Origin of the sequence: Streptomyces sp. CB01580, from assembly GCF_001905795.1 — a bacterium.
Lineage (GTDB): Bacteria > Actinomycetota > Actinomycetes > Streptomycetales > Streptomycetaceae > Streptomyces.
On the sequence record NZ_LIXJ01000012.1, the window covers coordinates 76,914 to 96,262 of the forward strand.

General features: G+C 70.4%; 14 protein-coding genes, 1 pseudogene and 1 CRISPR repeat array (1 of these 16 only partly in view). Of the genes and pseudogenes, 1 reads left to right on the forward strand and 14 read right to left on the reverse strand.

All coding sequences use genetic code 11. The annotated features are described in order from the left end of the window. Nucleotides 1-108: 108 nt before the first annotated feature. From AMK22_RS18935 to AMK22_RS18945, 3 genes are all read right to left on the reverse strand, one after another. Complete coding sequence (locus AMK22_RS18935; protein WP_073786546.1) at nt 109-924, reverse strand: YceI family protein; 816 nt, start codon at nt 922-924, stop codon at nt 109-111. Between the two features lie 339 nt (nt 925-1,263). Then, on the reverse strand, nt 1,264-3,801 hold the full coding sequence (locus AMK22_RS18940) for an MFS transporter (RefSeq protein ID WP_073786547.1): 2,538 nt from the start codon (nt 3,799-3,801) through the stop codon (nt 1,264-1,266). A gap of 23 nt (nt 3,802-3,824) precedes the next feature. Next, nucleotides 3,825-4,346 carry a MarR family winged helix-turn-helix transcriptional regulator gene (locus tag AMK22_RS18945; protein WP_073786548.1) on the reverse strand — a complete coding sequence of 174 codons (522 nt, stop codon included), beginning with the start codon at nt 4,344-4,346 and terminating at the stop codon, nt 3,825-3,827. A 550-nt stretch (nt 4,347-4,896) separates the two neighbouring features. Here AMK22_RS18945 and AMK22_RS18950 point away from each other — a divergent pair. Next, the gene (locus AMK22_RS18950) at nt 4,897-5,106 is read left to right on the forward strand and encodes a hypothetical protein (protein WP_073786549.1); all 210 of its coding nucleotides are present in this window, start codon (nt 4,897-4,899) and stop codon (nt 5,104-5,106) included. Nucleotides 5,107-5,239: 133 nt separating this feature from the next. On the opposite strand, the gene AMK22_RS39545 is transcribed toward AMK22_RS18950, so the two are convergent. The 11 genes and pseudogenes from AMK22_RS39545 to casA all read right to left on the reverse strand — a co-directional run bounded on the left by AMK22_RS39545 (nt 5,240) and on the right by casA (nt 18,320). Beyond that, nucleotides 5,240-6,091 (reverse strand): hypothetical protein, encoded by an 852-nt coding sequence (locus AMK22_RS39545; protein WP_073786550.1) that lies wholly within the window; start codon nt 6,089-6,091, stop codon nt 5,240-5,242. Nucleotides 6,092-6,160: 69 nt separating this feature from the next. Then, nucleotides 6,161-7,021, reverse strand: a complete 861-nt coding sequence (locus tag AMK22_RS18960; protein WP_073786551.1) for an RNA polymerase sigma factor SigF — start codon at nt 7,019-7,021, stop codon at nt 6,161-6,163. Nucleotides 7,022-7,256: 235 nt separating this feature from the next. Further along, entirely contained in the window at nt 7,257-8,066 is an 810-nt protein-coding gene (locus AMK22_RS18965) for an RNA polymerase sigma factor SigF (RefSeq protein WP_073786697.1), read from the reverse strand. Between the two features lie 397 nt (nt 8,067-8,463). Then, on the reverse strand, nt 8,464-8,757 hold the full coding sequence (locus AMK22_RS18970) for a Dabb family protein (RefSeq protein WP_073786552.1): 294 nt from the start codon (nt 8,755-8,757) through the stop codon (nt 8,464-8,466). 176 nt (nt 8,758-8,933) lie between these two features. Beyond that, nucleotides 8,934-9,098 (reverse strand): hypothetical protein, encoded by a 165-nt coding sequence (locus AMK22_RS40125; protein ID WP_199883267.1) that lies wholly within the window; start codon nt 9,096-9,098, stop codon nt 8,934-8,936. 583 nt (nt 9,099-9,681) lie between these two features. After that, a pseudogene (locus AMK22_RS41035) lies at nt 9,682-9,891 on the reverse strand (type I-E CRISPR-associated endonuclease Cas1e); the annotation flags it as partial. Then, nucleotides 9,888-10,613, reverse strand: coding sequence for a type I-E CRISPR-associated protein Cas6/Cse3/CasE (gene cas6e / locus AMK22_RS18985; protein WP_073786556.1), 726 nt, complete (start codon nt 10,611-10,613; stop codon nt 9,888-9,890). The pseudogene AMK22_RS41035 and the gene cas6e, both read right to left, overlap by 4 nt. Continuing rightward, nucleotides 10,613-11,392 carry a type I-E CRISPR-associated protein Cas5/CasD gene (gene cas5e, locus AMK22_RS18990; RefSeq protein WP_073786558.1) on the reverse strand — a complete coding sequence of 260 codons (780 nt, stop codon included), beginning with the start codon at nt 11,390-11,392 and terminating at the stop codon, nt 10,613-10,615. Before cas5e ends, cas6e begins: the two co-directional genes overlap by 1 nt. After that, a complete protein-coding gene (cas7e, locus tag AMK22_RS18995; protein WP_073786560.1) occupies nt 11,389-12,624 on the reverse strand; it encodes a type I-E CRISPR-associated protein Cas7/Cse4/CasC in 1,236 nt (411 codons plus the stop codon). Before cas7e ends, cas5e begins: the two co-directional genes overlap by 4 nt. A gap of 108 nt (nt 12,625-12,732) precedes the next feature. Continuing rightward, nucleotides 12,733-13,581 carry a type I-E CRISPR-associated protein Cse2/CasB gene (casB, locus tag AMK22_RS19000; RefSeq protein WP_073786562.1) on the reverse strand — a complete coding sequence of 283 codons (849 nt, stop codon included), beginning with the start codon at nt 13,579-13,581 and terminating at the stop codon, nt 12,733-12,735. Beyond that, entirely contained in the window at nt 13,578-18,320 is a 4,743-nt protein-coding gene (casA, locus tag AMK22_RS19005; RefSeq protein WP_079186265.1) for a type I-E CRISPR-associated protein Cse1/CasA, read from the reverse strand. The genes casB and casA overlap by 4 nt, the downstream gene beginning before the upstream one ends. 229 nt (nt 18,321-18,549) lie before the next feature. Continuing rightward, nucleotides 18,550-19,349: direct repeats of the CRISPR family, unit length 29 nt; unit sequence GGGACCACCCCCGCGTGCGCGGGGACCAC (it continues 1,074 nt past the right edge of the window).

A 19,349-nucleotide genomic window follows, 5' to 3' on the forward strand; every position in this document is an offset into this window, starting at 1 on the left:
GTTCATCGGCCCCCGTCCCTAGCCCCGGTTCCTGCCCCGCCCATCCGCCCTGTCCCTGTACCTGTACCCGTCCCTTGTTCCTCCCGTCGCCCCCGTCCCGCCCGGTGGTTACGACGGCAGCGACTCGCCCTGCACGGCCTGGATGTCGAGTTCCACCCGCAGCGTCGTACCGATCGCCGAGATGCCCGCCTGCAGCACCTGGTTGTAGTTCATGGCGAAGTCGTCGCGCCGCAGCTCCGCCGTGGCGCTGAACGCCGCGCGCACCCCGCCCCACGGGTCGGGGCCCGTACCGAGGTAGCTCAGGTCCAGATCGACCGGCCGGTCGACGCCGCGCATGGACAGCACGCCGTGGACGGTCCAGCGGTCGGGGCCGGTCGGGGTCAGCCCGTCGGAGCGGTAGGTGATCTCCGGGAAGCAGTCGGTGTCCAGGAAGTCGGGCGAGCGCAGGTGCTTGTCCCGCATGCCGTTGCCGGTGTCGATGCTGGCCGCGGTGATGACGGCGTCGACCCGGGACCGGTGGACCTCGTCCGCGATCTCGATCCGGCCGCTGAACTCGGTGAACCGGCCCCGCACGCTGGAGATGCCCAGGTGCTGCGCGACCGCGGCGACCGAGGAGTGCGCCGGGTCCAGCGACCAGGCGCCCGGTGGCGGCAGCTCGACCCCGCCCTGCCGGGCCAGCACCACCGTGCCGGCCTCTACGCGCCCGCTCGCCGTGACGAGCGCGGTGGATGCGGCCGGGGCGTACCCGACCGCGGTGACGATCACCGTGTACGCGCCGGCCGGCAGGGGGGTGTCCGTCCGCACCGTCCCGTCCTCGTCGGCGGTGGCCCGCAGCACCTGCGCGCCGGTCATGTCGGTGACCGTCACGACCGCGTGCTGGACCGCCCAGCCGTCCCGCGTCCGTACCTGTGCGCGAAGTCCCATCCCGTTCTCTCTCCTTGCTCAAGGACTCAGTGAATCAGTGACCCAGTGGCTGGGACCCGGTGGCCCGGACCGGTGCTCGGAACCGGGGGACCCGGTGACCCGCGGACCGGACCCGGTGACTCCGAAGCAGCGACCCCGGTGACTCGGTGAGTCCGAGTCGCTCAATGAGTCGGGCCCCGGGGCGGGACCGGCCGGCCGTCCCCTGCCTGCCGTCCCCGCCACCGGGGCCCATTTCCACCGGCCGGTACAGCGTCTCCGCTCGGGACGCCGACCCGCCAGGGGTCTGTGGTGAAAGGTCCGGCGGCAGGCCCCGCTGTCGCGGGCCGCCGCCGGGCCTCCTCACTCGCCGGGGTGGGCGAGTTCGACGTCGTGGCCGTCGACGCCGGGACCGGTCACGGTCAGCGCGCCGGCCACCGGCGGGTAGCCGGTCGCGATGACCGTGTAATCGCCCGCGTCCAGGTCGGTGAAGGCGTACGCCCCGTCCTCCCCGGTCGTCGAGGTGGCGACCACGTTGCCCGCCGCGTCGACCAGGGTGACCCGGGCGTCGGCCAGCGGACGCCGGGCGGAACCGGCCCGTACGACACCGCGCACCAGGGCGCCGGACTGCAGCGCGGCCTCGACGCGGGTGACGCCCTGGCCGCCGATCTCCACCGGCAGGGCCAGCGGGCGGAATCCGGCGGCGTTCACCGCGACGGTCACCGGGCCGGGGACCAGCTCGCCGAACGTGAACTCGCCGGTCTCCCCGGAAATGCCGGTCGCCAGCACGTCGCCGCGCACATCGGTCACGACGACCATGGCGCCCTCGATCGGCGCTGCGGTCTCGGCGGCCCGGACGGTTCCGGTGAGGCCGCTCGTACCGGAGAGCAGGATGTCGTACGACAGCGGCTCCTCACCGACGACCACGGTCGACGCCTGCGGCTGGAAACCGTCGGCGGACGCGATCAGCACGTAGCTGCCGGTGCCCGGGGCGTCCAGCGCGTAGCTGCCGTCGGCCTGGGCGACGGAGCGCCCCAGCTGGCGGCCGGCCAGCGAGATCAGCGTGACGGCGGCCCGGGGGACGGGCGCACCTTCCGCGCCACGCACCACACCGTGCACGGCCGTGCCCTGAACGGAGGCGACCAGGGGCTCCGGAGCGGCGGCCGGGGCTGCGGCCGGGGCCGGGGCCGGAGCGGTCTGCGCCGCGTCCGCGGACGTGGCCGCGACGGCGGCGGGGACCGGCACCGGGGCCTCGGCCCGCTCGGCGGCACCGGCCTGCTCGACGGCCGGGGTCCCGTCCGTGACCGGTGCGGCCTCGGCGGCGTTCGACTTCAGCGCGACCTCCTTGATGAAGATCGTGATCAGGAAGGCGAGCAGCGCGGCCGGCGCGGCGTACAGGAAGACGTCGGCGACACCGTGCCCGTAGGCGCTCTCCATGACCTCGCGGAACGGCGCGGGCAGCTTGTCCAGATCGGGGATGCCCCCGCCGCCCGTACCGCCGTGTCCCAGGGCGGCACCCTCGGGACCGAGGGCCTTGAGGCCGTCCTGGACGTAGTGGGTGACGCGGTTGCCCAGCACGGCGCCCAGCGCCGAGACGCCGACCGCACCACCGAGGGAACGGAAGAAGGTGACGACGGAACTGGCCGAACCGAGGTCCGACGGCGCGACCTGGTTCTGCGTGGCGAGCACCAGGTTCTGCATCATCATGCCGATGCCGAGGCCCATCACGGCCATGTAGATCGCGATGTGCCAGTACGCCGTGTCGTACCGGATGGTGCCCAGCAGCCCGAGCCCCGCGGTGACCAGGGCGCCACCGCTGACCAGCCACGCCTTCCAACGGCCGGTCCTGGTGATGATCTGGCCGGAGACCGTCGAGGAGATGAACAGGCCACCGATCATCGGGATCGTCATGACACCGGACATCGTCGGCGACTTGCCGCGCGCCAGCTGGAAGTACTGGCTGAAGAACACCGTGCCGGCGAACATCGCGATACCGACGAACAGCGAGGCCAGCGACGCCAGCGTGATGGTGCGGTTGCGGAAGAGGCGCAGCGGGATGATCGGCTCGGCGGCCCGGGTCTCGACGACGACGAAGATCGCGCCGAGCAGCACGGAGCCGATGACCATCACCGCGGTCTGCCAGGACAGCCAGTCGTACTTGTCGCCCGCGAAGGTCACCCAGACGAGCAGCAGCGACACGGCGGCGCTGATGAAGAACGCGCCCCACCAGTCGACCTTGACCTCACGCTTCACGACCGGGAGCTTCAGCGTCTTCTGGAGCACGATCAGCGCGATGACGGCGAACGGCACACCGACGTAGAAGCACCAGCGCCAGCCCATCCAGCTGGTGTCGGTGATGACACCGCCGAGCAGCGGACCACCGACGGTGGCGACGGCGAACACCGCACCGATGTATCCGCTGTAACGGCCGCGCTCACGCGGGGCGATCATCGCCGCCATCACGATCTGTGCGAGGGCGGAGAGACCGCCGGTCCCTATGCCCTGGACGACACGGCAGGCGATCAGCATGCCGCTGCTGGTCGAGAGACCTGCGACGACGGAGCCCGCGACGTAGATGACGAGGGATATCTGGACCAGCAGCTTCTTGCTGAACAGGTCCGCGAGCTTGCCCCACAGGGGAGTGGTCGCGGTCATCGACAGCAGCGAGGCCGTGACGACCCAGGTGTAGGCGCTCTGGCCGCCGCCGAGGTCGGAAATGATCTGCGGAAGGGCGTTGGAGACGACCGTCGACGACAGGATCGCGACAAACATGCCGAGCATCAGCCCGGCCAGTGCTTCCATGATCTGCCGGTGTGTCATCGGCGCGCCGGACGAGGGATCGGGCGACCCCCCGCGCTTGGCGTGGCCGCCCCGCACACCGGTCGGTGTGGTCGTAGCCATAGAGTTCCTTGTCTTTGCTTCTGTTACACGGGTGTACGGGTGTGCGCGTCGGCGCCGTCGTCGGAAGGCCGTGAGCGGCACTCGCCGCTGTGCGTTCCGGGGACGCAATCGCCGAAACCGCGGCAGGCGAAACTGTCGCGCAGCCGGGCCAGGAGCTGGTTGAGCCGGCCGATCTCGTCGTCCGACCAGTCGGAGAGGTTGTGGGCGAACATCTCGGTGACACGACGGTTCATGTCACCGAGCAGGTCGCGTCCGGCCGGGGTCAGCCGCAGGATGCGGGACCGCTTGTCGGTCGGGTCCGAGGACCGTTCGATCCAGCCGTGCTCCGCTACATGGGCGACATGTCTGCTCGTAACAGACATGTCGACGTCCAGCAGCTCGGCCAGTCTGCTGATCCGCATCTCGCCGTGGTGCCTGAGCAGCGCGAGTACGGCGGCGGAACCGGACGGGCATTCGGCGGGGAGGACGCGGGCGACACCTCGCTTGACGGCTCCGACCGCGCTGAGATGCCGGGCCAGCTCTTCGTACTGACTCCGTGCGGCCATGAGCCCCCCAGACGATTTCACCGGTGCATCTTGTTGCTTAGGGCAACCATAGAAGCCGTTGGTTGCTGCAGGCAAACGAAAGTGAGCTTGCAGAAGTAAAGGAACGCAAAAGGCTGTGTAGGGTGCCGGTCAAAGTGCCAGCGTGTGGGGTGCGGCCCGGGACTGGTGTGTCTCCTGCCACAGTCGGGGCGATGTCCGGTCGGGATCGCGACCGGTTTCCACGGCCTCGTGAACGCTTTCCGTCGGGGGCGTGACCGTCTTCCGTCGGGGGCGCGAACGCTGTCCGCCGGTGCGCGAACGAGCCCGAGCCGGGGCCCCGCCCGTCCTGCGCCGGGCCGTGCCCGTTCCGCGCCCGCTCTGGGGCGGGGTACGACCGTCCTCCATGGTGGCCGGCCCCGGCGGATGTCCGTTCCGGGGCGGGTTGTGCGGTGTGTTCCGTGGCGACGGCGGGACGCCCGGCGCTCCGTCCGGTACGACACCGCCGATCGTCAGCTCGCTTCGGTGCCCCGGGGGTTGGGCCGTAACGGCGAGTTCGCTAGGGTCCTTCCCCATGGCACACAACCCCCACGCCCCCCAGGGCCCCGAGGGCAACCACGACCCGGCCGGCAGCACCCAGATGTTCCGCGCCTTCGTCGACGATGGCGAGCCGCAGCGCCGACAGCAGGCTGCCGCCCCGTCCGGACCGAAGACCGGGATGATCGTCACCATCGTCGCGGTGGTCGTCGTCCTCGCGGCGGTCGCCTGGCTCGCGCTCGGCTGACCGGCTCGACGGTTCCCTCATACCTCGTACCTCGTAACCTCCGGCTCCCACCTCTTCACCCGTCACGCCTTCGGTATGGCGGGTGCGTCATTCCGGTACGCGGCGGTGACGCCGCCCCGGCACGGCGGTGGCGTCACTTCAGTACGGCGGTGACCTCGCGGGTCTCCACATGCATTCCCAGCGGCACCCGCCAGGCGTCCACGCAGACGGTGTACGTCCTCGTCCGCGCCGCTCCCGCGTCGATCGGTGTCGGCAGTGGTGCGGACGACTCGACGGTCGCCCAGTCGACGCCCAGGCCGCCGATGATGTGTGTGGCGAAGGTGACGGTTCCCGCGCGGGCCGGTGATCCCCCAGTGTTGCGGAACTCCACGGTCACCTTCTCGCACCAGCGCTCCTCGGCGGCCGCCCGCTCGGGGGCGCCGACCACCAGAACGGCCGGGCCGCCCGGTGCCGAGGGGCCGGGGTCCGTCGGCACCGACGGGTCCGTGGACCCACCGCCCGTGCCGCCGCCGGATCCGCCCGTACCGTCACCGGGGCCGTCCGGGCCGTTCGACCCACCAGGACCGCCCGTACCGCCGGGCCCACCCGGGCCGTCCGAACCGTCCGGACCATCCGGACGGGAGGCACCGCCTGGCGTCCCCCCGGCGCTTTTGGGCCCTTCGGCTTCCCCGGGACCTCGCGAGTCGCCCCCGTCCTCCCTCGAACTCCCGTTCCCCGACTCGTGCCCGCCGCCGGATCCGCCCGGCGAGGCCCCGTCGGCGCCACCGGCCCCGTCCAGTGGTACCAGCGTCACCTTCCCCGACGGCGCCACCGCCCCGGACGGTGTCCGCTCGCCCCCGGGCCCCGCCGCGCCCACCGCCACGTAACCGTCGGCCGCCGCACCGTCACCGCAGGCGGTCAGCGCACCGCCCAGACACAGCACGGCCGCCGAGGCGGCGATCACGGTGCCCCGGCGGCCGGTCGAGTGGAGCATCTGACGTCGCATCGCGCCAGTGTGGCTGACGGTCCGTCAAATCGGAACCCCTGCGCCGCGCGGTGCGGCGGTCCATGGCGGTCAGTCGGCGATGAGCCCTTCCCTGAGCTGGGCGAGCGTGCGGGTCAGCAGGCGCGAGACGTGCATCTGCGAGATGCCGACCTCCTCGCCGATCTGCGACTGGGTCATGTTGGCGAAGAACCGCAGCATGATGATCTGCCGTTCGCGCGGCGGGAGTTTGGCCAGCAGCGGCTTGAGCGACTCGCGGTACTCGACACCTTCCAGCGCCGAGTCCTCGTACCCGAGCCGGTCCGCGAGGGAGCCCTCGCCGCCGTCGTCCTCGGGCGAGGGCGAGTCCAGCGAGGACGCGGTGTACGCGTTGCCGACGGCCAGGCCGTCGACCACGTCCTCCTCCGAGACCCCGAGCGCCTTGGCCAGCTCCGGCACGGTCGGCGAACGGTCCAGCTTCTGGGCGAGTTCGTCGCTGGCCTTGGTCAGCGCGAGCCGCAGCTCCTGGAGGCGGCGCGGCACCCGCACCGACCACGAGGTGTCGCGGAAGAACCGCTTGATCTCGCCGACGACGGTCGGCATCGCGAACGTGGGGAATTCCACGCCCCGTTCGCAGTCGAACCGGTCGATCGCCTTGATCAGCCCGATCGTGCCGACCTGGACGATGTCCTCCATCGGCTCGTTGCGACTGCGGAACCGCGCGGCGGCGTACCGCACCAGCGGGAGGTTGAGCTCGATCAGCGTGTCCCGTACGTAGGCGCGCTCCGGGCTGTCCGTTCCGTCGGGACCGGGAGCCAGGGCGGCGAGCCGCAGGAACAGGGAGCGGGACAGCGTGCGGGTGTCGATGGCTTCCGGCGAGCTGACGGGCGCAACAGGTGCGGGTACGGCCTTGGTGAGCGTGAGCACCTTCGAGCTGCCCTGTTCTTCGGACATGCCACCCCCTTGAGGTCGCGGACGGTCGCGTCGAGCCGCGACCATCGGAGGAACGCAGCTCCCACCTGAATACCGGAGGCGAGGCCGCGGCAAACGCGGTTTCCGCAGAATGTCACATGTCGGCAACACGCTGTAGCGACATGTCGACAAGTCTTTGTGGCGTCTGCCCAGTTGGCGGGGGTGCTCGGCAAGTCGGTCCGTCCGAACCGGACTTCGAGTGCTTTACCCGATCCGGTTAGGCATCGATCCTGTTTGCGGATCGGAGACGGGCGAAGCTGCGTGCCAGAAGCCTTGACACATGCATCTGGGAGACACCCAGCTCGGCGCTGATCTGTGACTGCGTCAGGTTGTTGTAGTAGCGCAGCAGCAGAATGCGCTGCTCGCGCTCGGGCAGCTGCACGAGCAGATGACGGACCAGATCGCGGTGCTCGACCCCCGCGAGGGCCGGGTCCTCGTACCCGAGCCGGTCCAGCAGGCCGGGTAGTCCGTCGCCCTCCTGGGCGGCCTCCAGGGAGGTCGCGTGGTAGGAGCGGCCCGCCTCGATGCAGGCCAGTACCTCGTCCTCGGAGATCCTCAGTCGTTCGGCGATCTCCGCGGTGGTCGGCGACCTGCCGTGAGCGGTCGTCAGGTCCTCGGTGGCGCCGGTGACCTGCACCCACAGCTCGTGCAGCCGGCGGGGAACGTGGACGGTGCGCACATTGTCGCGGAAGTATCGTTTGATCTCGCCGACGACGGTCGGCATCGCGAAGGTCGGGAACTGCACCCCGCGCTCGGGGTCGAACCGGTCGATGGCGTTGATCAGCCCGATCGTGCCGACCTGGACGACGTCCTCCATCGGCTCGTTGCGGCTGCGGAAGCGTGCCGCCGCGTACCGGACCAGGGGGAGGTTCGCCTCGATCAGTGCCGCCCGCACCCGGCTGTGTTCCGGTGTGCCCGGTTCCAGCCCCTTGAGCTGCCCGAAGAGCACCTGGGTGAGCGCCCTGGTGTCCGCGCCCCTGCTCCTGGCGGGCGCCGCCGAGCCGTCGGGTTCCCCGTCCGGCCGCACGGCCCCGACGGCCGCCTGCGCCGCGCCCTGCGCGGACTGGCCGCTCGGGGGGCTCGGGGCGCTGCGGGCGTTCGGGGCGCCCTGGGCGGCCCCGGTGGAGGCTTGGGAGGGCCGTCCGCTCTGGGCGCCCCGTCCGACCTGGAGGGCCTGGTCGGCCTGGACGGTCTGGGGAGGCACTTGAGGCGCTGTACTGGCCGGCACGGTGGGGCCACCCCTTTGCGGTCAACTGCGGTCAACTCATCCGTCAAAAGCGGTCATAGCATCACAAGACATGCCCACTGTGTGCAAGCACCGTATAACGTCGTGTTGGGTTCAACTTGGTTTAAACACCGAAAAGGCCCCTCGCCGCAGTGGCGAGGGGCCCGGATGACCGTATGGATCGGCTGGAACGGACGGATCAGAACGGGTAGTCGGCGATCACCCACGTGGCGAACTCCCGCCACTGACCGGCGGCGGCCTGATGGGCCGGATGCTCGATGTAGCGCTTCAGGGCGGCCTCGTCGGCGACGGCGGAGTTGATGGCGAAGTCGTACGCGATCGGCCGGTCGGTGATGTTCCAGGCGCACTCCCAGAACTCCAGCTCCGGAACCTGCCCGTCCAGGTCCTGGAACGCCTTCGCCCCGGCGACGACCCGTGGGTCGTCCCGCTCGACGCCGTCGTTCAGCTTGAACAGGACCAGATGGCGGATCATGGCGTGGTACTCCTAAGGGCTGTCCCGTAATCCCTGGCGGGCGCCCGACGACGGCCGCGGCACCTCGCCGCGTTGTCGGAACGACCGCAGGCGTTCAGTATGCGGGCGCCCCTCCGCCTCGCGATGCACCACATCCGACGCCGTGCGCCGATCCGCCACAGATTACCCGGCAGCCCTTAGTTCACGAGCTCGGACATGAAGTCGCCGACGCCCCGCGCGGCACTCGAAACGCCCTCGAACCCTATCTGCACGAGATCCGCCGCCCGGGCCGGGGACGTGATGATCGTGTACAGCACGAAGACGACTATCACGAAGAGAGCTATCTTCTTCGCTTGCACCATCAGCCCCTGCCTCCCCTTCGATCCCCTGTGCAGTCGGGCGATTGTATCCGCACGAATGGTCGCATCCGTCTGAATCCCTGCCTCGCCCCACACGGCCTTCAGCCGGCCTTCAGCGGGTCCTCGACCGGCCCTCGACCGGCCTTCGAGTGATCTTCGGGCAGCCTTTCAGGGACCAAGGACCCGTCGATCGAGGCCCTTCGTCGGCCCACGGAACCGCTCCCACGACGCAGGATGGGTGTTGTAGCCCCCGGGGAAAAGTCAGGAACCCGAGGGGCGAGGAACAGGCCCCCACTGTGGGGTCCGCGCCGCGCGCTTCCCCCAGACCGCGGCGCGGACCTGAGGGGCCGTTCTCACCGGGGGAAGCGGCTTGTCCCCCCGATGCCGCTTCCCCCGACCCGCGTCGATACGGGGCCGTCGCCCCGCGAGCGGGGACCACAGGGGCGATGTGCGCGCAGGAACTGTCGACCTCCCAGCACGCGCGCGTCCAGGCGGTCCGGTCCGCACCGGACCGCCTATCGGCCGCCGAATCTTCTTCGCCTGGACGCCTTGCTCCAGCCCTGGCGTGGGACGTCCGCGGCCTCTGTGCGGCGCGTGGCGCGCGGGTACCCGGTCCCAGCAGCAGTGTGCCGATGGTGGCGGACGGGAGATGCGTCACGCCGTTCGCGTCCTCCGCCGTGATCGCATTGGAGTCCCGGTGGACGGTGCAGCGCTCCAGGTAGACGAAGGAGAGACGTTCCCCGATCCGGGTGAGTTCGTGCGGTGAGGAGGCCCCTCTGCGGCTGACCGTGCTCATGCCCCCTCCCGTACCGGGGCCAGCGTCATCAGGCCGCAGCCGTACGCCTTCGCCTTGCCCAGGCCATGGGTGAGCGTGCGGCGGAACAGGGCCGCGTCAGTGACGCGCAGGCGGCCGTCGAAGGTGACCCGTGTGATCTGCACGTCCTCCCGGCTCGTCCTTGCGGGCGGGCGGTGGAACCGCAACGGAACCTGGTCGCGGACGATCAGCTCGTACTCGTCGCCCTCGTGCGGAAGCCGACGTCCCGCCGGCTTCCGCACGATCTCGAATCCGGCCTGTTCCTGCCGCTTCAGCAGCCAGGCCATCTGGTGGCGAGGGGTCTTGTGCGCGGCCCGCTTCGTCGGGTCCCCGTCCTTGAGGTACTCGTGACGAATGTTGTGCACGGGGTTGGCGGTGAGTCTGAATCCCCAGGTGTCACCCGCGTGGAGCGCGGTGAGGAAGTCCTCGTACGCGAAAGTCGTCCAGCCCGGTTCGTCCGAAGCCGGCCAGCCCGCCTGCTCGACCAGGTGGGTCAGGTCGGGACGGGTGGGGCTCACGACGTACAACAACGTCTCGGACGGGGTGTTGCGGTCCACCCGCCACAGCACCCGGGGGCCCGATCCGTCGCGGGCGGGCGGAATGGGGAAGGATCCGTTCACCGCGCCGTGCACGCGGTGCGGCGAGCCGAGCAACCGCCGGGCGTCGGATCGTCCGGTGTTCACACGGAAGCGGGTGAGGTACATCAGTCGGTCCTCGATGTGACGGGCGTGAGCAGGGCTGTGGGTTCGTGGTGCGGCGGTGCTTCGGCCGTTGGTGAGCCGGCCGCGCCGGGGACCGGGATCCTCAGGGTCCGGACACCGCGGAGCCCATACCGCCGGTGGCGCGGATCGAAGCTCACCGGAAGATCGCGCAACGTCATGTGCGCCCCCTCGGAGCTGTCGCCCGGTCGCGCGCAGTCCAGCAGCAGGTCCAGACACATGTCGGACAGCGGACGCCCCGCGCGCCGATAGGACGCTCTGCAGCGCGCCCGGTACCGCTCGGAGGCCTCCCACGTGGCTTCGCGCAGCGCCCGCTCAAGGTCCGTCTCCTCGCCCACCAGCGGTTCACCGATCGTGATCGGCTCCGATGGCGGGCAGGAGCGACGCCCCAGGTACGGAAGGAAGACCGGCTCCAACAGAGCCTCGTACAGTCGCTGCACAAGAGCGGGCTCGCCCCGCACCCCCGCCACGAACACGGCGTCCGCCAGGTAGAAGCGCTCCGACAACGGCATGGCCTTGTCCGTGTCCCCGTGGTGCGCCGTCTGGAAGTCACGCAGTCGAGTGCCGGGCTGATCGACGCGGACGCCGAACTCCAGCTCCGCCAGGTCGGAGAGACCGGCCTCCCGTCCGCGCCCCTGCGCCGCGGCGAGCAGCCCGAGTACTCCGCTCTTCGTGGGTGCGTTCTCCGTGGTGCGGCGCACGAAGCGGGCCGCGGACCCCCAGGACTGCAGGGGGCCCGTCAGCCGCATCAGCAGCACGCTCATGCCCGCGTCTCCGCAGCGTTTCCCTCGTCGTCGGCAGCGGCCTTCTTCGGCGCCAGCCGGGCGGCCACGGTGTCTCCGACGGCGGTCAGCAGTCGGGAGAGGTTCACCTCGTCCCCCAGCCCGCTGAGGCTGTCCGTCTCGGAACCCACCCGCAGCACCCAGCCCTGGTCGTTCCCGGCGAGCCCGTACCGGTCCTCAAGATCCGGCACGAACGTGGCGAGCTTTTCGCAGGCGTTCTGGAGGTAGCCTCCGTCCTCGCCCATCCGGACCGGCTGTTCGAAGGCCCCGACGTAGCTGACCGGGCGCCGGGAACGGACCTTGACGATCACGGCGGCCGGGAGCGTCTGATTGCCGAAGGTGTTGATCTTCCCGGTCGGGAGCGAGGCGATGAAACCTTCGAGGAACGCGGTGACGGCTCGCCGTGTGGCGTCCACCGGTCGCTTCTTGTCGTTCCCGCCGATCCCCAGGTTCTCGTGGAGCCGGTTCACGTCGACCGCCGCGTACCGGTAGAGGGTCGCGGAGTTGAAGTCGACGGTGCCGATCATTCCGGCGCCCGGCTCGGCGGCCGTGTTCTTGTCGTCGACCGCTGTGTAGTAGTCCGACTCGACTTCCACCGGGTGCACGCTCAGCGCGTGCGCGACCTGTACGGACGCGTCCACGTTGAGATCGGCCGAGTCCGCGACCATGCGGCCGAACAACGCGATGTCAATGGAGTGTTCGGTGTCCGCGGCCTGCTTGGCCCGCTGCTTGTTCGCTCTGTCCTTGAGGAACTCCTTGAGCGCCTTGACGTCACCGCCCTTGCCGCCCTCCGCCGCGAGCGCGGCGAGGGCGCTGAACTGCCGCTCGCTCAGGAACATCAGATAGGGGGATTCGGCGGCGGCCTCCTCGTCCTCCTTGCTCTTGCGCTTGGGCACGGCGACCTTCAATCCGGTGGCCGCCTCGATCACCACAGCCGCCAGCTCCAGCGCCACGGCGCGCTCCAGTGACGAATCGAGCGCCTGCACGCGTCCAGCGATCTCCTCCGCGACCTTCTTGGTCCGGATGCCCAGTTCGGATGTGTCCAGCAGCTCGTCGAACGCCTTCCGCGTGGCCCGCTTCCATGCCTGGCTGGATACCCGGGAGCGTCGCACGCCTCCGTACGTCGCGGACTTGGGCGACCCCGTGTCGTCACGGTTCAGATTGCTGGGCGGAACGGTCTGGAGGATATGGATGTCAAGGATCGTCCTGGTCACGTGTGCTCAAATCCTCTGCTGAGAAAGATGGTTCATGAAGTGGAAGGGCGCGGGAAGAGATGGCCGAAGCGAGCCGGGGACGACTACCAAGCGCGCCGGAGGTACGCGTCACTCCCCGGCGGCATAGCCGCCGTAGGTCCCCTCTTCGTCCGCGGACAGCGTCCGGTCGATCGCGTCACCTGCCCCTGTTCCGCTGTCCACGGCCTTTCGCCTCTTGGCGGGGGGCACGGCGGCCAGGTGGAACTCACGACCCCACTCGCGCTGAACACCGGGGCGATCACGCCGGTTCTGCCAGCGGTAGAGCTGACCGGCCAGGCGTGCGTAGTCGAGCGGCTCCGATGCGGTGCGCAGCAGCAGCACGATCTCCCTGAGCCGCACAGCGACGGAATCGAGCGACCCGGCGGTACCGACCCGGACCAGACGTGTGCGCAGCGGTGATCCCTCTTCGTCCGCGCTCGGCGTGGCGCTTCGTTGGATCAGTGCCCGGACCGCGCCGCCGAGGTGTCGTCCGTCGGCGTGCATCTTGTCTTCACGGCGGGACTGCTGATGCAGCGCCCACAGCGTCGAGGCGAGGAAGACCGCCTCCTCGGCCTTCTCGGCGTCCCTCTGGGGAGGGGGGTCGGCCTGCTCCACCATCAGCTCGGCGAGGTTGTCGAGAGCATCGATCCCCCACAGATCCTGGACCTCGTGCGCCCTTTTCCCCGCGCCGCGCCGCAACCGCGCGATCTTCGCCACGGCCGCCGGATCGTCGTTGAGATAACGGGCCTGGAGCGAAGCGATGGACGAACGTGTTGCCTGTTCGACCAGGGTGCGGATCGAGGGCTCCTCCGCCCGGGCAGCCGATGAGCTGTACGGGCGCCCGCCCGGCCGTCCGGCTGCCGAACCGTCCGCCGGTGCGGGCCGCCGGGCGGCCTCGTCGGCGTTGCCGCCGTCGTCGGATGTCGTCGAGGCTGTCATGCGGTTCCCCCCGAAGGGTCGTCGTCGGTATGAGGAGCGGTGGTGGACGGCGTCGGCGGAACGGGCGGATGCGGCGACGAGCCGGGTGCCGGTTCGGCCTGCCCGTCCGGCCTGCTGCGTCCGTCGTCTCGTTCCGCCGGTTTTGGCGGCTTCGGCAGCACCTTGTTGATCCGGGTCCGGAACCACAGGTCGGCACGTGAGCTGTCGATCCAGCGCGTGCCGACCCCCGGCAGCTCGACCACCCGGCCCTCCACCGCCGCCTGCCCCGCGCCGTCGAGCAGTTCGTGGCCGAGTCCGAGGACGATCCGCCGGACCTCGGCCTGCCATTCGGCGCGCGCGGCATCCGGATCCGCCGCCCCCGCGAGATCCACCAGCCAACGTCTGTACGGCCCGTCGAGCGCTCCGAAACCCAGGTCACGAGCGGTGTTCGTGGCAGGGCCGGGCGGCGAGCCCGTCGCGCGGGCGAGGTTTCCGGCCAGATGCCCCAGCGCCGAGGCGGCCCGCTCGGCGTCCGCGACCGCGTCCACCGCTACCGTGCCGTGCAACGGTCGCTTTTCGTGGAGCAGGATGATGGGCAGAGTGACACCGTCGTCGACGACCTCGTCCACCACGGACTGCTGCGTGCCGTACACCGCGCCGACGAGCCGGGTCCGGACCAGCGATCTCTCGGGCAGAACACTCTCGTTGGAGAGCAGCGTCAGCCACTTCACCACCCCGGACGGCTTGCTCTCGTCCGTGCCCCGGCCCGTCGTGCCGTCGTCCGACCGCTGCGCGTACAGCAGGCTCGCCAGGCCGCGCCAGGCGGCCCGGCTCGGATCGTGCTGACGCGGCAGGTAGACCAGCGCACGACCCAGCTTCTTCTCCTGCGTCCGGCTGCGCCGCCAGCCCGTCATGGGTTCGGACTTCCACCGGTTGACGGGTGTGAGCGGGTCGCCGTAGCCGAGAACGACGCCGGTGATGTCCGCGCCGTCGGTGTGCAGGAGCAGTCGGCGGGACTGCCAGGTGTAGAGGTCCCGTGGGCCTGCGGGACGAGGTACGGACGGATCTTCCTCCAGCACCCCGGGCCCGGGCGGTGTCTCACGGCGCCAGACCGGCAGGTCGTCCTTCGGGTCCGCCGTCGTGTCGAAAATGGGTTCCTTCGTCGGAATCAGGTTCAGCAACAGCGTCTCGCGCAGAGTGTGCCCCTCGGCATGCACACCGCCGAGCGCCCCCGCCCATCCCACGCCCTGGGGATAGACCTTTCCGTTCCTAGCCCGGTCATCGCCCACCATTCCGGTCTTGATGCCGGACGAGTCATAGGCGTGGGTGTGGACCAGCCAGCGGGCCGCCTCGGCAAGGCTCAGCCTGCCCACCTCGGGTCGGCGCATCGAGAAGAACGCCTCCCCGTTCGGCACATCAGCCACGATCCGGTTCAGCGAGGCGACCTCGTGCTTCGCCGTGTGCAGGCCGGCGACCTGGAAGAACGGGCGCTCGGGGTGGAGCAGGTCGAAGGACTCCCGATGACGGCCGAGATAGTCCACGACAACGGCCAGGGATTCCTCGTCCTGCCATAGTTCCTCCCAGTCCTCCAGCTCCGCCGGCGCACCGGGTCTGCCGCCCTCCGCCTCCGCGAGCGCGTCGTAGAGGATCGCCAGCAGCAGCCGCAGCAGGGCGAACTCCTGGGTGGGCAGATCGCCCACCAGCCGCCGCAGACTCCCGGCCTGCGCGAAGACGTCCGCCAGCGAAAGCTCGTCCGTCGTACCGTCGTCGCGCTGCACGGGCAGCCATGGCCGGGAGACCAGGTCGAAGGAGGGCGTCATCCGTTTCGGCCCCTTTGCTCTGGGCGTGCCGATGGAACCCACTCGGAGCCCGTCATCGACGCTGTAATGGATTTCCGAGCCTGACAGACGGGTCTGACAACGCTCGTCGAGCACGAGCAGCAACTCGCCCGCGAGCCAGGGGCATTCCTTCACCTGCCAGGCCGGAACGACGAATCTCTCCAGTTCCGCGATGGTCCGGTCGATCACGCCCGGGTGCGTCAGGGACCGGGGCAGCGTCAACGCACTCGCGGCCACGGCTTCGGCGGCCCGACGTACCGGAGGAGCGTGCTCCGGAAGGTCCAGCCCGCCGCGTCCGCCGTCGAGCCAGTCCACCGTGGTCAGTCGGCCGTCCTGCCGGCGCTGTACGACGAGCACTTCCAGGGACTCGTCGCTGTCCCGCACCTGTGCCCGCCCGGCGCGGCTGTCGTCGGCGTCCCCGGCGTTCCCGTCCAGCCAGCCGATGACCGGCCGCCCCGCCCGCCGTACCGGATCGAGCCGGAAGGCGTTCGCGCGTTCGCGCTTCTCCGTCAGACGCTTCAGGTACTCGCGCCGGGCCTCGGCCAGGGCGGGGGCCCAGCGCTCGGGGCCGACCGCCCGGTCGTCGTACGCGGCCTGCACCAACGGGCTGATGTGGTCGGGCAGCACCAGCGGAGCGCCTTCGAGATGCGGCGCGAGCACGGCGAGCGCCCTGAGCAGGGTGTGCCGCCCCTGGTAGACGGCCACCGAGCCCTTCACCGGTTGGGGGGGATCGACGGTCCAGTCCTCCACACCGGTCACCAGGCACCGCGCCTCGGCCAGGCGCGGCGGGCGCGTCCGAGGGTGGCGGTGCAGCCGCCCCATGCGCTGGAGCATCAGGTCCACGGGTGCCAGATCGGTCACCAGCAGATCGAAGTCGATGTCGAGCGACTGCTCGACGACCTGGCTGGCCACGACGATGTGCGGTCCGGCGGGCCGCCGGTCGCCGCCGGGCCCGAACCGTTCCCGCAGGTCCCTGTCCTTGCGCGCCCGGTCGGCGGCGAGGAACCGTGAGTGGGCGACGGTCACCGCCTCCGTACCGAAACGCTCCCGCAGGTGCTCGGCGGCCTCCAGCACCCGGTCCACGGTGTTGCGCACGACCAGCACGCACCCCCCGTCCCGCAGTTCGCGACCGAGCCGGTCCGCGAGTACGGACAGATCGTCGTCGAGCCGTTCCACCGTCACCTCGGTACGGCGGCCCGACGCAGCCGCGGGGCGTGCGGTCAGCACGGCACCGCCGGAGGCCACGGTGGTGATCAACGGGTAGGCGTCATCGGGGAGATGCAGCGTCTCCGCCAGCTCCGGTGTCTCCTCCCCGGCGTACGCGGCGGCCAACTGCCGCCGTCGGCCGGCCGGCAGGGTCGCGGAGAGCATCACCACCGGTACGCGGTAGGCGGCAAGCCATTCCAGTACGCGATCGAGGTAGGCGTTCATATACGCGTCGTAGGCGTGGACTTCGTCGATCACGACGACTTTGCCCGCGACGGCCAGATGCCGCAGAGCCAAGTGACGGCTCTTGAGCCCGGCGAAGAGCACCTGGTCGATGGTGCCCACCGCGAAGGAGGCGAGCAACGACTTCTTCCGGCCCCGGAGCCACTGATGCGCGTGCAGTCCCGCAGGGCGAGCCGAGTCGGCCTCTCCGGGCGTGGACAGCCTCTCGTCACCGTCCAGTTCGACGGCGGCGATGGTCCGGGTTCCGGCCTTCGTCATCCCGGACCAGACCTCGTTGAGCGCGGCCTTGGCATGCGCGAGGACCACCGAGCGGGGGCCGTCCGCGGGAAGACGTTCCAGCCAGCTGAGCAGCCGGGGAAACATGGCGTCGCCGGTGGCCCGGGTCGGCAGGGCGACCAGACAGCCCCCGGCGCCGGTACGGGCCGCCAGGATCTCCGCCGCCGCGAACGCCGCCTCAGTCTTCCCCTCGCCCATCGGCGCTTCGATGATCAGCATGCCGGCGGCGGGCATGGCACGGGCCATCCGTACGGCTTCTTCCTGTACGGGCCTGATCGCGGCGCCGTCCGGCAGGTCGAAGCGGTACCGGAACAAGTCGGCCGCGTTCTGCTCCGGCTCCTCGGGCCGCCACGGTCCCGGCAGGTCCAGCCCGGCCCAGGCGGCGCGGAGACGCCGGTTCTCTCCCTCTTCCACCTTCCCCGTTCGCTCGGTGCTCGACGGCGCCCAGGACGAGGGGTCGTACGGGAACAGATCGGAGGAACTGGCGATCCAGTCGGACACGATCACGATCGCGGTCAACGCCACCTGGACGGGTTGGGGCAGACGGACGGACTGCCACTCCTCGAACCGTCCCTCCACCCCGGCCCGCCGCGCGCACGCGTCCAGCAACTCGTACTGCACCGAGCGCCAGACGGCCTCGCTCGCCCCGCGCGTACGCAGCAGCCGGGGGCGGGACCGGAGATCGTGGATCTGCTGGTGATCGGGCGGCGTGCCGTGATGCCCGCCGGCCACGATGGCGAACTGCCCGGACGCCCGGCTGCTCCATCCGTGGCGCTCGGTCAGCCACTCCTGTATGAGGAACTGCCCGGCCAGCCCGTGCGGAGCCATGCGACGGTCTAAACCGAACTGCTTCTGGTCCGGCATGTCGAGACCGGCCCTCCGCATCCGGTGAGCAAGCCCGTCTACTTGGCAGGCGAATGCGGGCGTGGCCTTGCCGATGTCGTGCACGCACGCGAGGTAGACGGCGAGGTGACGGGCATCTACCAAGGCTTGAGGGAGTGGGCCCGCGACGAGTTCTTTTACGTTCTCGGGGATCCACTCGTCCCACAGCCGTCCGGCTACGGCGGCACTGTCCGCCATGTGCCGCCACAGAGGGAGCCACTCCTCGGTTGCCCGGTCATGCTTGCCCCAGGCGGTCCGGGCTGCGGGGGACAACTTGGCGTAAGCCGAGAAGACTTCGGGGTGATCTTGGCTCATGGGGATATTTGACATGAGTATGTGGCGATCAGGTGTTGGATTTCGAAATAGCTCTGAAGTGGGCGAACTTGATCAAAGCGTGAACGATTGGTTGCTGGTCGGAGCACCCCTGCGTGTGCGGTAGGGCTGCGGAGTCTTGATGGCCAGGAACCCCGCAGCCGACTCGTCAGCGGGGGGCTGTCCCTATGTGGGAAGAGGTATGCGGGACGAGCGTGGCGGCCGAGTCCCGGGGACCACCCCCGCGTGCGCGGGGACCACGGCTTTTGCGTCGGACAGCATGGCAATGCGCAGGGACAACCCCCGCGTGCGCGGGGACCACATGAAGATCCTGGCCGAGCGGGCCGACAGCGAGGGACCACCCCCGGCGTGCGCGGGGACCACCACCGGTCCGGGTCACCGGGGCGCGGCTCGTAAGGACCACCCCCGCGTGCGCGGGGACCACCTGTCCCACCACCCCTTCCCGTCCTTGCCTCAGGGACCACCCCCGCGTGCGCGGGGACCACACCATGCACTTGGTCTTCGCGGACTTCCCGCAGGGACCACCCCCGCGTGCGCGGGGACCACCCGAGCAGTCGAAACCGCGAATATTCGCCCCCGGGACCACCCCCGCGTGCGCGGGGACCACGATGTGCCGCTCGTCATGCCATCGGTACCCGGGGGACCACCCCCGCGTGCGCGGGGACCACAGCGAGGTGAACCCGGGCATGGTCCAGGACCTGGGACCACCCCCGCGTGCGCGGGGACCACTCTCGCAGGTCACCGGCCTGGGTAGATGCAAGGGGACCACCCCCGCGTGCGCGGGGACCACACGACCTTCTGAAACCCAGCGACGAAGGCGAAGGGACCACCCCCGCGTGCGCGGGGACCATCCGGGGTCGCCGAGCACGGGGAGCGCTCGCCTGGGACCACCCCCGCGTGCGCGGGGACCATCCGGGGTCGCCGAGCACGGGGAGCGCTCGCCTGGGACCACCCCCGCGTGCGCGGGGACCATCCGCAACCCTGCTCTGACCTGCGGAGTTGCGGGGGACC